Below are 14,020 nucleotides of genomic sequence, written 5' to 3'. Positions count from 1 at the left end.
GTGTTTAGTCTTTGAAGCTATCAAAAGCTTCGTTAACAAATTCTTTTATATTGAGCTGACCAAGCTTGTCAGCCGTCATGTCAGCGTTTTTAAGTAGAATAAGATATTCAAGATTGCCGTCGCCGCCCTTAACAGGTGAAATTGTTATCTTTTCAGCCGCAAGCCCCTCTGCTCGAAAACAGCCAAGAAGCTCGGTTATCACTCTCACATGGTCTTTACGATCTTTGACGATACCCTTTTTATTGAGGGCCTGCTTGCCAGCCTCAAACTGAGGTTTTATAAGAAGAACCATTTCGCCGCCATCGCAAAGACAATCGCAAAGGGATCTTATAACAAGTTTTAGAGAAATAAACGAAAGATCACCACTTATGAACTGCACAGGTCTGTCAAAAAAATTCTCTGTCAGATATCGTGCATTCACGCCCTCACAGTTTTTCACTCTGCTGTCATTGCACAAACTTTCATCAAGCTGTCCGTGACCCACGTCCACCGCATAGACAAATTCAGCGCCATGTTCAAGCATACACTGAGTAAATCCCCCAGTTGAAGCACCGATATCTGCACAAACTTTACCTGTCAAGTCAAGCCCGAAGACATCGCAGGCGTGTTCAAGCTTAAGTCCGCCCCTGCCGACAAACTTCATATCGTCAGACTTACATTTCACCCCGTCGTTCTCATCAACCAATATAGAAGGCTTGACGCAGACCTTGCCGTTTACCGACACAAATCCATTTTTTATAAGCTGTTTGGCACGTTCTCGGCTTTTTACGCCGCAGTTCGTAACTATATACACATCAAGTCTTTCACTCATCTTTCAAAAAGCCCTCAACTGTATCAGCCATTTTCTCTGCTGAAAAACCAAGCTCGTCAAGTAGCACATCACATTTTCCGTGCTTCACGAAACCGTCAATAGCAAACTGTGCCACATTTGGGCAGATAGAAGCATACTTCTCTGAAATACTTCCACAGTAATAAGCTTCCTCAAAGAACAGCACAGCATCGTAGGCTGACATTATATCAACCACCTCATTGTCTATAGGGAAAATGTTCACGAGCTTAATAATATCGCACTTTATATCACGATTTCTGAGTATTTCTATAGCTGTAAAAAGATCATTTGCAAGCCTGCCGTATGTAACAAGCAGAACCTTTGCGCCCTCTATATGACGATAAACATAAGTTGAAACAGGATCAGATGTATCATATAGCGATTGATCCCTGCCCCTTGGATATCTCACAGCACAAATGCCACTGTCGTCCTCAACAGCCTTATGCAGGCACAGTCTGAGTTCGTCATAATTAGACGGAGAATATATCCTCATATTCGGCACAGAGGTAAGAAAAGAAACATCAAAAATTCCCTGATGTGTTTCACCATCATCACCGACTATACCTGCGCGGTCAACGCATATAACTGCATGACAACCTCCTATAGCCATATCATGGATAAGTTGGTCGTATGACCTTTGCAAAAACGATGAGTACACCGCAAAAACAGGTACATAGTTCATAGAAGCAAGCCCAGCACAGAAAGTAACTGCGTGTTCTTCGGCAATGCCTACATCAAAGAAGCGTTCAGGAAAACGCTTCGCAAAATACTGAAGCCCCGTGCCGTATTTCATTGCCGCAGTGACTGCACAAAGACGCTTATTCTTTTCGCCCATTTCACAAAGCTCTTTTCCCATTATAGAAGAAAAGCTGTCAGAAAGTACGACGTCGGGATTGCCCGTTTTTATCTCAAAGGAGCCGACCCCGTGAAACTCTCCTGGGTTAGCTTCTGCAGGAGCATAGCCCTTGCCTTTTATAGTATTCACATGAACAAAAACAGGCTTGTTTACTGCCTTTGCAGCCATAAGTCCCTGTTCAAGTTCTTCAAGATTGTGTCCGTCGATAGGTCCAATATAGTGAAAACCAAGATCTTCAAACATGGTGCTGTGAAGTATCATATTCTTGACCGCATTTTTGGAGTTACGAACGGCATTTTTCACAGGTTTACCTATAACAGGCGTCTTATCAAGCATTCTCTCTACTCTGCCCTTTGTGCGCTGATAGCTCTCTTTTGTACGCATGGAGGAAAGATATTTTGCCATTCCGCCAACATTTTTTGAGATAGACATTTCATTGTAGTTGAGGATAACGATGATATTTGTATCACTTTTGCCTGCATTGTTAAGTCCCTCGTAAAGCTCGCCACCTGTTGAAGCACCGTCACCGACTACAGCTATAGCATGGTGAGTTTTATCACCACTCAGCTTCATTGCTGTGGCGATCCCAAGCGCCGCAGAAACAGACGTAGAGCTGTGGCCACTTATAAAAGCATCATGCACTGACTCGTCAGGTCTGCAAAAACCCGAAATACCGTTTTCCTGTCTGAGAGTTTTAAACTCTTTGAGTCTACCCGTAAGTATTTTATGTGTATATGCCTGATGACCAACGTCCCAGACGATTTTATCTTTAGGTGATTCAAAAACTCTGTGGATAGCCATTGTAAGCTCCACAGTACCAAGATTTGACGCAAGATGACCGCCGTTTTTTGAAACCGTATCTATAAGAATTTTCCTTATATCACCGCAAAGCTCCTCACACTGCGCAGTGGAAAGCTTTTTCAGGTCGGCAGGCAAATTCATTTTATAAATATCAGGCTTTTTTATTTCCGACATTATATCTAGATCTCCAATCTTTTTATCAACTTCTTCTTGTAAGCATATCAGATGTAAGCTCTGTGAGGAAAACGCTGTCCTCAAAATATTTAAGATGACCCAGTGCTTGAACTGTCAGTTGTTTTGCTATCTGTTCTGACTTGTCAAGTCCAAGGAGAGATACATATGTGTTTTTATGCTGTTCGCTGTCACTGCCGATAGGCTTGCCAAGTTCCTCAAAAGTGCCTGTTACGTCAAGGATATCGTCAACTATCTGAAATGCTCTGCCCATTGCCTGAGCATAGTCTGCCGCAAAGGGGATAGCCTCAAGCTTATCTCCAAGTATAACGCCCATTACACAAGCGGCTTCAATAAGTGCGCCTGTTTTGCAGGTCTGCAAAATATTCAGAGTATCAACATCTATTTCTTTATTTTCATATTTAAGGTCTATCACCTGACCGCCTATCATGCCGTCAGTGCCTACTGCTCTTGCCAGAACAGAGATAAGCATAACAGCCTTGTCGGCAGATATAACGCCGTTCATGGCACTGTTGGCAATCACTTCAAAAGCAAGAGTGTTCAGTGCATCGCCTGCAAGGAGTGCGATATTTTCAGGAAAAGCTTTATGACATGAGGGCTTTCCACGTCTGTAATCATCATCGTCCATACAAGGCAGATCGTCGTGTATAAGAGAAAAAGTGTGTATAAGTTCAATAGAACAAGCTATCTCTGCATACTTCTCAGGCTGACGCTCGCCGCACATACGGCAAAATTCAAGCATAAGCACAGGTCTGAGCCTTTTGCCCCCTGCCTGCAAAGAATACTCCATAGCCTCAACTACCTGACCCTGAAGCTCAGGCTTTGAGTGGGTAAGCTCCAGCAGTTTATTATCTATAAGCTCCACATAATAATCAAGTGTGGCTTTGTTCATATCATTCATCACTATTATCTCCGTTCATAGCCTTTACGGAAAGCTTTGCACTTTCAAGGCTTTTTTTGCAGTCGACCGACAGATCTATCCCCTCTTTATAAAGTTCCAAAGCTTTCTCAAGAGGAAGCTTGTCATTTTCAAGCTGACCAACTATATCATTAAGTCTTGTAAGATTTTCTTCAAAAGTCATTTTAAACAGCCTTTCATTTGACAAATGTTATTTTAGCAGATACACTGCCGTCTGACAGCTTTATGTCTACCTCGTCGCCAACGTTCAGCATTGATACACTGTCGACAACGCTTTCGTCTTTCTGAACGATAGCATATCCCCTGCCCAAAATATTGAACGGACTAAGCATATTCAGAGAAGAAACATAGCCGTCAAGCTTAACTGACAGCTTTTCAAACCTGCGTTTCATGATCTGCGACAGCCTTTTTTCAAGGTCGCACACTGCTTTTTCGCTCTGCTCTAATCTCTTTTCAGGAGAATATAATTTCAAAAGCTTATCACAGCTTTCTATCTGTGACACAGCCTTATCAAGTTTAAGCTCCATAGCCTTGTCAAGCTTTTGCCTTAAAAGCCTCACAGCATTAAGTATATCCGCCTTGTCAGGGGTAGCAATCTCAGCCGCCGCTGACGGAGTTGGCGCACGCATATCTGCGGCATAGTCTGCAAGGGTGGTGTCAGTTTCGTGACCTACAGCCGATATCACAGGTGTATTGCAGGCGTAAACAGCCAGTGCCACCGCCTCGTCATTGAACACCATAAGATCTTCGCTAGAACCACCGCCACGAGCTAAAATTATGGTATCTGCACCGCTTTTATCAGCCTCCGAAAGTGCTTTGCATATAGTTTGTGCTGCCGCCGTACCCTGCACCTGCGCAGGATAAACTTCGATATTGCACACAGGATAACGCCTTTCAGCTATATGGATTATATCCTGCAAAGCCGCCGCTGTAAGCGACGTAACAACTGCTATCTTCTTTGGAACAAGGGGTATTTTCTTTTTTTTGTTCACATCAAATACGCCCATTTTTTCAAGCTTTTTCTTGGTCTGTTCGAGCTGAACGTGCATAACGCCCACACCAAGAGGTGCTATCTCCGTAGCTATTATCTGATAAACGCCGTCACGCTCATAGACCTCTATATTGCCCATAACAAGCACGCTCATACCGTCCTCAGGCACGAATTTAAGCCTTGAAACACTGCTTGAAAACATAACAGCTTTAAGTGCAGAACTGCTGTCCTTTACTGTAAAATAGGCATGACCTGATTTGTAATGTATATTAAAATTGGATATCTCGCCCTTGACGGCAATGCCTTTCAGCTTAAGGTCAGACCGCAGTTTTGAAGCAAGATATCTGTTTAGCTGAGAAACAGTGATAACTGAACTCATATTTTGATCTTCCCTTTCCTGATCGCAGCATAGACAGCAACGCCCACTGCGTTATCGCTTGAAAACTCAGGTTCAGCAAAGCTGCCGTACTTTTCAAGCTTGCTTTTTATAAAGCGATTAGACATCACACCGCCTGCATATATAATAGGTATATCCTTATACTCATGGCGAAGATTAACTGTCATTTTCTCCACCGCAAGGCACACACAATCAATACAGTATGCCGCAACATCAGCCACCGAACAGCTCTCGTCTATAAGCTTCATGCACTGATTTTCTATTCCAGAAAGTGAACAATAAAGCCCGTCAACGGATGCTTTTGGCTTTATTTTATGTTCGCTTTCAGACGCAAGCCTTTCAAGCTCTTTACCACATGGAAAAGACAGCCCAAGCCTTACGCCTGTTCTGTCTATGGCTTGTCCGCCTTTAAGGTCACGGCTTCCGCCGATCTGAGTTATATTTATCAGCTTAGCCTTGTCAGGCTCGCACAAAAGAAGATCTGTAGTGCCACCGCTGACGTGAAAAGCCGCAAAAGGCTTATCAGAACTGAGCATATCCAGCTTTCCGCAGGAATAAAGTGCCGCAAGTATATGTCCCACCTGATGCGAAGTCTTTTCAAGGTCAGCTCCACAGGCAAGTGACACAGCTTGTGCAACATTTTCTCCAACAAGGAAGCAAGGCATATACGACCCCTCTGCACACCTTGGTGCATAAGAATACCCAACTGCACTTATGTCATACTTTTTATCAAAAAGCTGTTTCATAAGTTCTGGAAGCTGTTTAGTATGGTGAAACACAGCGTCGGATTGTCTTAGTCCTCGCTCTCCCTGCTTGACAGGAAGAAGCTTTTTGCATGACCTGACGCTCATATCCGCAGTATCAAGCAGTGCACATGAAGTGGTATAATTGCTTGTGTCTATTCCGAGTACAAAACTCACTGCTTTTCCTCTTGTTCCTTTGCAAATGAGCCAAGCACACCGTTTACAAATGAAACGTCAGGCTCGAGGGCATATTTTCCTGCAAGAGCCACAGCCTCGCTTATGGCAACGTTCACAGGAACGTTCTCCTCATATATTGCCTCATAAATAGAAAGTCTGAGTATTGCAAGATTTATCTTAGGTATTCTTTCAACAGTTCTCTTGTTGCTGAACTTGCTAATTATGCTGTCGATCTCGTCCTGCTTTTCGCAAACATTTTCCACGAGCTTTTTAACTTCATCATTTACGATGATCTCATTCACTTCCATGGCAGACATGAAAATATCGTCAAGCTCCTCATCCTGTCTAAACATTTTCTCAAATATCAGCAAAAATGCTGATTCTCTTATTTCACGCCTTTTAATTGGCACAAAAACACTTCCTTCATCTTATATTTGTCTAAATCCTATTCCTTTTCCGAAAGGTCAACTCCGCATATGGTCACATTTACCTTTGCAACTGTAAGTCCAAGCATATTCTGAACTGCACTTTTTACTTTATCCTGTATCTCCTCGGCAACGGAAACCGCCTTAGCTCCACGGCAAAGTATTATACCTATAGACACTGACAGCACATCGTCAACAAGGCCTATCCTGATATTGCCGAAATTTTCCTGTCTAAACCAGAGCTGACGTGGAGTCTTCATAACAGGAGCGATACCATAAACGCCCTCTATCTCATTAACAGAGTTTGTAACGATCTGCGCTATAACGTCCTGACTTATGTGCAGGCTTTTTTCTACTTTCTTTGAAACATCATTCATATTTATCCAAGCCTCCCTTTTTAGATATAAAAAAGAAATCCTTCAATCTATACTTACAACCATTATATCATAAAAATCAATAGGTTACAAGTATTTTGAAGGACTTTTTTTATTTGCTGACAAATTTTATTCTACATCATAAATTCTGATGTTTTCATTTGCAACTGAAACTTCGCTAAGGAGGATATCTTTTATCTGTGCCGCTTCGCTTGCAACAAGCCCGTCGCTGTCGGTCTTTACAACGATATTTGCGTTGTCACCGTCAAGATAAACAACACAGTCCTCAAAGCCTGCTGCTTTCACGAGTGTCTCTACCTTGCTCTCCGACTCCATGAGCCCTGTCATGGCTGAAGCTTCTTCTTCAGCGACTTTCTTTTCTTCCTCTGTGGAATCGCCGCCGTTCATTATATTCTTTAATGTTTCTACCGCCTCGTCCCTTGAATTCATTCTGTCTATTCTTGCCTGTGCAAAATAATCTGAAGTGCTGTCAGTGCTTACGAGCTGTGCGTCGCCATAATTCACGCTTTGACTTTTCACAACGTCTGTCGCCTTTATCTTGCCGTCTGAGGTCGATACTGCATAATTTATGTATACTGCAAGACCGAGTATCAGCGTCATTCCTGCAAGGATTATCTGCTTTTTGCCTATTATCATGGTCGGTTTTTTCATCTTTATTACCTCTTTCTGTTATTTTCTGCCCTCAACGCAGATCTTACTGCTTGATATGCCTAGTACTGTCGAAACCGCTTTAAGCACACGTTCGTTTACTTTTATATCTCCACCTCCTTCGCAAACAATGACAACGCCGCAAATCTGCGGTTTTATTATTTTTCTGACCAATGCCTCCTTTTTGCCGTCATTATCAGTTATTACTATCTCGTTTTCATACCTGTCGCTTGTTCTGTCACCATTATTGTCTGTGCTTTTGGTAAGATTTTCGGCATAAACATATTCGGTAGTTCCCTCAACTGTCACCATTACCTCGCACTCGCCAACTCCCCTGACTTGAGAAAGAACATCTTTAAGCTCTTTTTCTATCTGCTTTTTGTAGCTGTCTGTATCATCAGTGGCAACGCTTTCCGTGGGAATGCTCTTGCTCTCTGCCGTATTTTTAGCAGGAAACATTTCAGAAACAAATATAAGCAATATCCCTGCAAGACCTACGGCTATCACTATCTTCGTTTTCATAGGAAGCTTTTTAAGAGCCTTTATTTTCCCCTCAACTTTACTTTTCAGCAACGTTTATTCCTCCTGCACGATAACTTGAGTATCAGGCAGATCTTCTGCAATAAGCTTTTCAACAAGCACTCTGTCGCTTGTTTTAGTCAGATATACCCTTACCGCTGTTATCTCTATTTCATTATATTCATTTATATCTGTGGTTATGTCCACTCTGACGTTTTCTATGCCATTCTTATTCAGCTTATCCAAAAAATATTCTTCAAGCCTGCTTTCGGATTCGGACAGATAATAAAGTTTCGTCGCTGTTGAAACGCTGTCAAACTCAGGCAGATCTGCAAGCTCTGTATAATCGCTTAGGGTGACTTTGAAGCCATGTCCCATTACAGGCGTTATGACCGCAAGCAAAAGTATCACAGCAAGCACAGATCTAAGTTGTTTTTTCAAAGTTCCCTCAGGTGTGGCAATATCCGTCATAGAAGTTATCACGCCTATAATGCAGGCAATAAATATCACTGCTTTAACTGTATTCATTTTAAGCTCCTGTGTTCATGGCTGTCATTATTACAACTGATGTGGAAATAACGAACATTATAGAATAAGCCGCAAGGATGCTCACACCAATTGATAAAACCGAGTTTATGCTTTTAAGAAGTCCACCACTGTTGCTTATGCCAAAAATATCGTTTATGATCGCACCTATCCACACTGCAAGTTTTACTGCAAGAAGCGTAAGCAAAGGTTTCGCAACTATCACAGACATTATTATAACGCCTATCACACCAATGCTTGTTCTTATTACGCCTATACTTCCCTTTACCGCTGAATAAGCTTCAGAGACCGAACCGCCTATGACAGGTATAAAGCTTGAAGCCGCAAATTTAACGGCTCTTGCGGAGAGATTATCAGCCGCCGCTCCTGCAAAGCTTTGAATAGATAATAGCCCTGTAAAAAGGGTCATCACAATGCCAAGCACCCATATGACCAGATTTTTCACCGACTCTGCAAGGCTTCCAAGGTCAAGAGATGGATTTATTGCAGAAACAAGGGTCACTGCAAGCACTGCCGACAAAAACGGCACAAGTATCGTATCTGCCAATATACCTGCGCTTTCACATATTATCAGCATAACGCCGTAATAGCCTGCTCCTGCCGCCGCACTACCGCCTGCTGTCGCCACGCTTGAAAATATGGGTATGTAGGACATCATGAATCTGTTCATTTGTTCCATGGAAGTCTTTACAGAATAAAGACTGTCGGTGACAGTATCGCTTATAACAAGCACTGTGGTAAGAACACATATGAGCGTAAATACCTTGTCCACTGTACCCTCGGCTGACATTGACCTTACCAACACGCAGAGCATAGTGGCGGCTGTTATTTTCCCGAGCATTATAAGAGGGCTTCGCAAAGCAGCGGTAAAGCTTTCAAATATATGCTTTATCACATCAAAAGCATTTATATTTGCGGCAGAGGACGGATCTTCCAAAGTGATGTTATTATCTTCAAGTACAGTTTTTACATCTTCATCACCCTCAAAAGAAAGTCCCTCGTTTATTTCGCTTATGAGCCTGTCATAATATTCATTGTTCTGTTCCTCACTGTCTGCATATACTCCCTGTGGTGTAAACATGACCGCAAGGACTATGATGACAGTGGCAATTATTTTTTTCATATGTTAATCCTATATAAGCAATGCTTTTACTATTTCTACAAATGCTTTGAAAAGCGGCAGCGATACCGAAAGCATTGCAAGCTTTCCTGCCAAAGTGACCTGTGACGCAAGTGCGTTTTCTCCGCAATCCTTGCAGTAATCGGAAGCAAGCTGTACGATATAGCATATGCCAAGTGACTTGAACAGTATGGTAAGATACATATTGTCGATTCCTGACAGAGTGAAAAGGTCCTCAAAAACTGAGATAAGATCTTTCACAAATGCTACCGAATGAAAAAGCACCAGTGCCGCCGCTGCAAGCACAGCCGCATATTTTATTTCACGGCTGTTTTTCTCAATGGCTTTGCACACTATGGTTGAGAAAATACAAAAGCACGCTATTGTAAATATTTTCATTAATACAATCCAAACACTTCTTTTATCGTTTCAAATAGATTTCCGACCTGCCTTACTATCATAAGCAGAACGACAATAAGCCCTGCAAGAGTTGTCATCATTGCCTGCTCGTCACGCTCCGCTCGTTTCAGCAAGAGATTTAACACGGCAACGATAATTCCTATGGCAGCGATTTTGAAAATAAGATCTATGTCCATAAAATTTTGTTCCCTTCATTATGGTTATCCTTTGCTATGGCTATATTAGCATAATAGCAATAAAAGCCCCGCTGAGAACGCCCAAAGCTCTGCATAGCCGCACCTGTGAGGTGAAATTCTCTGAAAGTCTGCTTATCTGCTCGTCAAGTGCGGCAAGGCTCATGGAAATGTATGCAAGCTGTCCAGTTGTGTCTGTTGTACCGAGTTTTTCAAAAAAATCTATGGCGGTCTGCCTGATTTCATTGTCAAAAAGCTTTGACTTATATATATCCTCGGTTATTCTTCTGCGGACATCAGGCGAAGAGGTATCTTGCGGCAAAAATGTAAAGTCAGAATAACCCTTCTGCAAGCTAAGCTTTAAGATAATTTCCCCGAAAGTCATTCCGCCCTCAACCATTGCCCTTGTTTCAAATATCAACCGTCTGAGTAGCTTGAGATATTTCATTTGCCGTATCTTGTCCGTCGCCATTGCACAGCCCATTTGTGTGCAGGCGGATATGATAAGCACACAGCCTATTAGCTTTATCATTTCATGCTCCTGTTTTTGTAAATGATACCAGTCTGCCACACATTGTTCCTGTGCCTAGTACCGCAAGTGCGTCGAAAGCCTTGTCTTTTATGAGTTTTGAGATATAACGCCGCTTTTTAAGCTCATCAAGGCTTGAAGCATGGCATGAAGCAATAAGCTTCACTCCTGAGTTGAGCGCATACTGCAAAGCTTCGTTGTCCTCAGAAGAACCTATCTCGTCGCATATGAGTATTTGCGGTGACATGACCTTGACAGCCGTCATTATGCCCTCATATTTGTTGTAGGAATTGAACACGTCCGTCATTGCACCTATAAGATTTTGCGGCTCACCTGCCACTGTTGCGGCAAACTCGTTTCGCTCGTCTATAAGCGCAACACGCCAGCGTTCTCCAAGCTTTCTTGCAAGATCACGAAGCACTGTAGTTTTTCCTCCCGATGGCGGTGAAGCAATAAGCAGGCTCATTGGTTTGTCAGAAAAACATTTTGCATATATCTCGTCTGAACTGCCTATCATTTCACGAGCTATCCTTATATTAAGAGAAGATATATTTTTTACCGACTCCACGGCATAACTCCTTGCAGGATCAAGAACGGCAGTTCCGCAGAAGCCTACTCTGCACCCTCCTGAAACCGTTATGTAGCCTCTTGCTATCTCACGGTGAAAGCTGTGAAGAGAGTTCTGAAATGCTCGCTGATAGATAGTTTCAATATCATCTGTGGTAACTTGAACGCTATCCCCGATATTGTTCATTAGTCTGCCGTTATCATTAACGAAATACTCTTTCGAGAATATGGTAACAGACAGCCGTCTACCTCTGCGAAGCCTTATTTCCTGTATCCTGTCACGCTCTATTTCTGGCACTGACATAATTGCTCCCCTTATGCGAGGGGTGAGCAGTTCGTAAACGTATTTTATCTTGCTGACTTCTCTTATCATTTTTTCACGCTCCTTTTGACTTGTCCTATGAAATAACTATGCTGTGAGCCTGCATTTTAGTACAAGATATTTGTATTCTCCTACATACGCAGATATCCATTATTGTATTTAATTATCACGCAAAATGCTTGAAATACTGTTGTATTTGTGATATAATGTTAATGCAATATGCACAAATATTGTGAAGATAAAAGAAACATACAAAACAAAGGAGAAAATTATGAACAACAGCTTAACTGAAAAACAGGTAAAAGTACTGAATATGTCACAAAGCGTGATAAATGAGGTAAGAAAGGTCATTATCGGCAAGGACGAGATAATCATAAAAGTCCTGCTGTCCATACTTGCAGGCGGTCATATCCTTATTGAGGATATTCCAGGAGTAGGAAAAACCACTCTTGCCGTGGCTCTTTCAAAGGCGCTTTCACTTGACTATAAAAGACTACAATTCACCCCTGATGTTTTGCCAACAGACGTGACAGGTTTTACCATACTAAATAAAGAAACACACAAGTTTGAATATAAGCAGGGTGCAGCACTCACAAATCTTTTTCTTGCAGACGAGATAAACAGAACCTCAAGTAAGACGCAGTCTGCGCTTCTTGAAGTAATGGAGGAGGGCAAGGTAACTGTAGACGGTATCACACATAAAATGCCTGACCCTTATATCGTTATCGCAACGCAAAACCCGGTTGGCTCTATAGGCACGCAAATGCTCCCTGAGTCGCAAATGGACAGATTTATCGTAAGGCTCACAATGGGTTATCCTAATCTTGAAAGCGAAGTCGCAATGCTAAAATCAAAGCAAAATCTCGTGCCTGTGGATAATGTAAGGCCTGTGGTTTCTGCGGAGGATATCCTTCAGGCAAGAAAAGTTGTGGAAAATATTTATGTTTCAGATCAGGTTTTCCAGTATATCGTTATGCTTGCAAATGCAACCAGAAACAATGAATATATAAAGTTGGGTCTTTCACCTAGAGGAACTATCGCACTACTAAGAATGACAAAGGCGACAGCGCTTCTTAAGGGCAGAGATTATGTTATCCCCGATGACGTTATATACAGCTTCAAGGACGTTGTTCTTCACAGACTTGTGTTCAACTCAAAGGCAAAGATAAACGGCTTCACAGGAGAACAGATACTCAAAGGAGTTATTTCCTCAGTTCAGGTTCCTAGAGTTAGCAAGTAACGGAGGAGCAAATGCTGATTTTATATATAATATTATTTATCGCCTCTATTTTCTTCTATATATTATATGTGGGTAGCTTCTCTTTTTATCTCTTTGCATTTTTACTTGTTATGCCTATTATCTTATTCGTTATGCTCAAAAAAATGTCAAAGAAAATAAGTGTTGGTTTTGTGAACACTCAGAAAACCGCAGGCAGATCATCAAAGATACCTGTTGTGTTGAGATTGCAAAACCGCTCAAAGTTGCCTGTTGCCAATATGATTATAGAGATAGAATATTACAACACTCTTGACGGCGACAAAAATACAATGAAGATAAATACTCCCCTTTATCCTGATGATGTTCAGTATCTTACTTTGCACGTTTCTGCAAAGCATTATGGCACAGTGAGAATGAACATAAAACGCTGCCGCATTGTTGATATGCTAAAGCTTTTCAAGATAAGAGTAAGTACCGATGCTGCTTCCAAACTTTTTGGCGAAAGTACTTTCACTATAGTTCCTGACTATATACCTATCGAAAACAACATTGCGAATTATGCTGAAATGGGTCTTGAAACCGATGATTATTCCAAGACCTCAAAGGGCGATGATCCCTCAGAGATTTTTGATATACACGAATATCATGATGGTGACAAAATAAACAGGATACACTGGAAGCTTACTGCAAAGCAGGATAAGACCATGGTCAAGGATTATTCCCTGCCTATATCAAACTCTATCGTGCTTATGGCGGATCTCCACATTGATACAAATACAGACGATTATATGCTCGTATATGATACTCTTGTAGAGGCTATAGCGTCTATATCCTATTATCTTATAGAAAATGACACACCTCATAAGGTAGTGTGGTATGATAAAAAGAAAGATTTGAGCGAAGTAGTGAACGTTACAGACGAAGAAAGTGCAAGGCTGCTTATAAGTCTGCTGTTGCAGGCTTCTGTTTATGATGAACCTGACCTGTCTATGATAAATTACATCAATGAGCCTGAGAGATATAAATGCGGTCACTTGATGTATTTTTCTCCCGCATATAACAGCAATCTCAGCGGCGTTATGAACGATAACGATCTGGCGTTCCGCTATTCCTATATGCTTATCACAAACAAAAAGAAAGACGACGTTATAAACGATGAGTTTGCAGAGGTCGTGAACGTTACTGCAAAACACGTTGCCGAAAGCATACAGGAAATATGTCTATAAAGGTGA

At 41.9% G+C, this 14,020-nt stretch carries 18 protein-coding genes; 2 read left to right on the top strand and 16 right to left on the bottom strand.

Translation table 11 applies throughout. The annotated features are described in order from the left end of the window. Nucleotides 1-4 precede the first annotated feature (4 nt). The 16 genes from AB5Z01_RS02140 to AB5Z01_RS02065 all read right to left on the bottom strand — a co-directional run bounded on the left by AB5Z01_RS02140 (nucleotide 5) and on the right by AB5Z01_RS02065 (nucleotide 11,620). Nucleotides 5-811, bottom strand: coding sequence for a TlyA family RNA methyltransferase (locus tag AB5Z01_RS02140; RefSeq protein ID WP_195220804.1), 807 nt, complete (start codon nucleotides 809-811; stop codon nucleotides 5-7). After that, complete coding sequence (gene dxs / locus AB5Z01_RS02135) at nucleotides 804-2,660, bottom strand: 1-deoxy-D-xylulose-5-phosphate synthase (RefSeq protein ID WP_117863782.1); 1,857 nt, start codon at nucleotides 2,658-2,660, stop codon at nucleotides 804-806. The genes AB5Z01_RS02140 and dxs overlap by 8 nt, the downstream gene beginning before the upstream one ends. A 25-nt stretch (nucleotides 2,661-2,685) precedes the next feature. Next, complete coding sequence (locus AB5Z01_RS02130; protein ID WP_022286855.1) at nucleotides 2,686-3,579, bottom strand: polyprenyl synthetase family protein; 894 nt, start codon at nucleotides 3,577-3,579, stop codon at nucleotides 2,686-2,688. Beyond that, nucleotides 3,572-3,760: an exodeoxyribonuclease VII small subunit gene (gene xseB, locus AB5Z01_RS02125; protein WP_117857305.1), complete on the bottom strand. Its 189-nt coding sequence runs from the start codon at nucleotides 3,758-3,760 to the stop codon at nucleotides 3,572-3,574. Before xseB ends, AB5Z01_RS02130 begins: the two co-directional genes overlap by 8 nt. A gap of 13 nt (nucleotides 3,761-3,773) precedes the next feature. Further along, nucleotides 3,774-4,967, bottom strand: coding sequence for an exodeoxyribonuclease VII large subunit (gene xseA, locus AB5Z01_RS02120; RefSeq protein WP_195220803.1), 1,194 nt, complete (start codon nucleotides 4,965-4,967; stop codon nucleotides 3,774-3,776). Continuing rightward, the gene (locus tag AB5Z01_RS02115) at nucleotides 4,964-5,905 is read right to left on the bottom strand and encodes a peptidase M22 (protein ID WP_195220802.1); all 942 of its coding nucleotides are present in this window, start codon (nucleotides 5,903-5,905) and stop codon (nucleotides 4,964-4,966) included. The genes xseA and AB5Z01_RS02115 overlap by 4 nt, the downstream gene beginning before the upstream one ends. Then, nucleotides 5,902-6,315 (bottom strand): transcription antitermination factor NusB, encoded by a 414-nt coding sequence (nusB, locus tag AB5Z01_RS02110; protein WP_272125116.1) that lies wholly within the window; start codon nucleotides 6,313-6,315, stop codon nucleotides 5,902-5,904. Before nusB ends, AB5Z01_RS02115 begins: the two co-directional genes overlap by 4 nt. Nucleotides 6,316-6,350: 35 nt before the next feature. After that, nucleotides 6,351-6,707, bottom strand: coding sequence for an Asp23/Gls24 family envelope stress response protein (locus AB5Z01_RS02105; RefSeq protein ID WP_022286850.1), 357 nt, complete (start codon nucleotides 6,705-6,707; stop codon nucleotides 6,351-6,353). A gap of 126 nt (nucleotides 6,708-6,833) precedes the next feature. Beyond that, entirely contained in the window at nucleotides 6,834-7,376 is a 543-nt protein-coding gene (locus AB5Z01_RS02100; RefSeq protein ID WP_038671921.1) for a SpoIIIAH-like family protein, read from the bottom strand. An 18-nt stretch (nucleotides 7,377-7,394) separates the two neighbouring features. Beyond that, nucleotides 7,395-7,946, bottom strand: coding sequence for a stage III sporulation protein AG (locus tag AB5Z01_RS02095; protein ID WP_022286848.1), 552 nt, complete (start codon nucleotides 7,944-7,946; stop codon nucleotides 7,395-7,397). Between the two features lie 3 nt (nucleotides 7,947-7,949). Beyond that, entirely contained in the window at nucleotides 7,950-8,420 is a 471-nt protein-coding gene (locus AB5Z01_RS02090; protein WP_195220801.1) for a hypothetical protein, read from the bottom strand. A 1-nt stretch (nucleotide 8,421) separates the two neighbouring features. Then, nucleotides 8,422-9,561: a hypothetical protein gene (locus tag AB5Z01_RS02085; RefSeq protein ID WP_287215026.1), complete on the bottom strand. Its 1,140-nt coding sequence runs from the start codon at nucleotides 9,559-9,561 to the stop codon at nucleotides 8,422-8,424. A 9-nt stretch (nucleotides 9,562-9,570) separates the two neighbouring features. Further along, entirely contained in the window at nucleotides 9,571-9,957 is a 387-nt protein-coding gene (locus AB5Z01_RS02080) for a stage III sporulation AC/AD family protein (RefSeq protein ID WP_287215025.1), read from the bottom strand. Continuing rightward, on the bottom strand, nucleotides 9,957-10,154 hold the full coding sequence (spoIIIAC, locus tag AB5Z01_RS02075) for a stage III sporulation protein AC (protein WP_287215024.1): 198 nt from the start codon (nucleotides 10,152-10,154) through the stop codon (nucleotides 9,957-9,959). The genes AB5Z01_RS02080 and spoIIIAC overlap by 1 nt, the downstream gene beginning before the upstream one ends. A gap of 40 nt (nucleotides 10,155-10,194) precedes the next feature. Further along, nucleotides 10,195-10,683, bottom strand: coding sequence for a stage III sporulation protein AB (locus AB5Z01_RS02070; RefSeq protein ID WP_287215023.1), 489 nt, complete (start codon nucleotides 10,681-10,683; stop codon nucleotides 10,195-10,197). A gap of 1 nt (nucleotide 10,684) precedes the next feature. Then, entirely contained in the window at nucleotides 10,685-11,620 is a 936-nt protein-coding gene (locus tag AB5Z01_RS02065; RefSeq protein ID WP_051706583.1) for a hypothetical protein, read from the bottom strand. A gap of 220 nt (nucleotides 11,621-11,840) precedes the next feature. On the opposite strand from AB5Z01_RS02065, the gene AB5Z01_RS02060 reads away from it, so the two are divergent. Together AB5Z01_RS02060 and AB5Z01_RS02055 are read left to right on the top strand one after the other, a co-directional pair. Beyond that, on the top strand, nucleotides 11,841-12,809 hold the full coding sequence (locus AB5Z01_RS02060; protein WP_287215022.1) for a MoxR family ATPase: 969 nt from the start codon (nucleotides 11,841-11,843) through the stop codon (nucleotides 12,807-12,809). A gap of 11 nt (nucleotides 12,810-12,820) precedes the next feature. Then, complete coding sequence (locus AB5Z01_RS02055) at nucleotides 12,821-14,014, top strand: DUF58 domain-containing protein (RefSeq protein ID WP_368365303.1); 1,194 nt, start codon at nucleotides 12,821-12,823, stop codon at nucleotides 14,012-14,014. Nucleotides 14,015-14,020: the final 6 nt, after the last annotated feature.

Origin of the sequence: Ruminococcus sp. RTP21359st1_H3_RTP21359_211015 (assembly GCF_040909065.1) — a bacterium.
In the GTDB taxonomy this organism is placed as follows: Bacteria; Bacillota; Clostridia; order Oscillospirales; family Ruminococcaceae; genus Hominimerdicola; species Hominimerdicola aceti.
The sequence above is the reverse complement of the archived record's forward strand: the minus strand, read 5'-3'. Positions and strand labels throughout refer to the sequence as shown.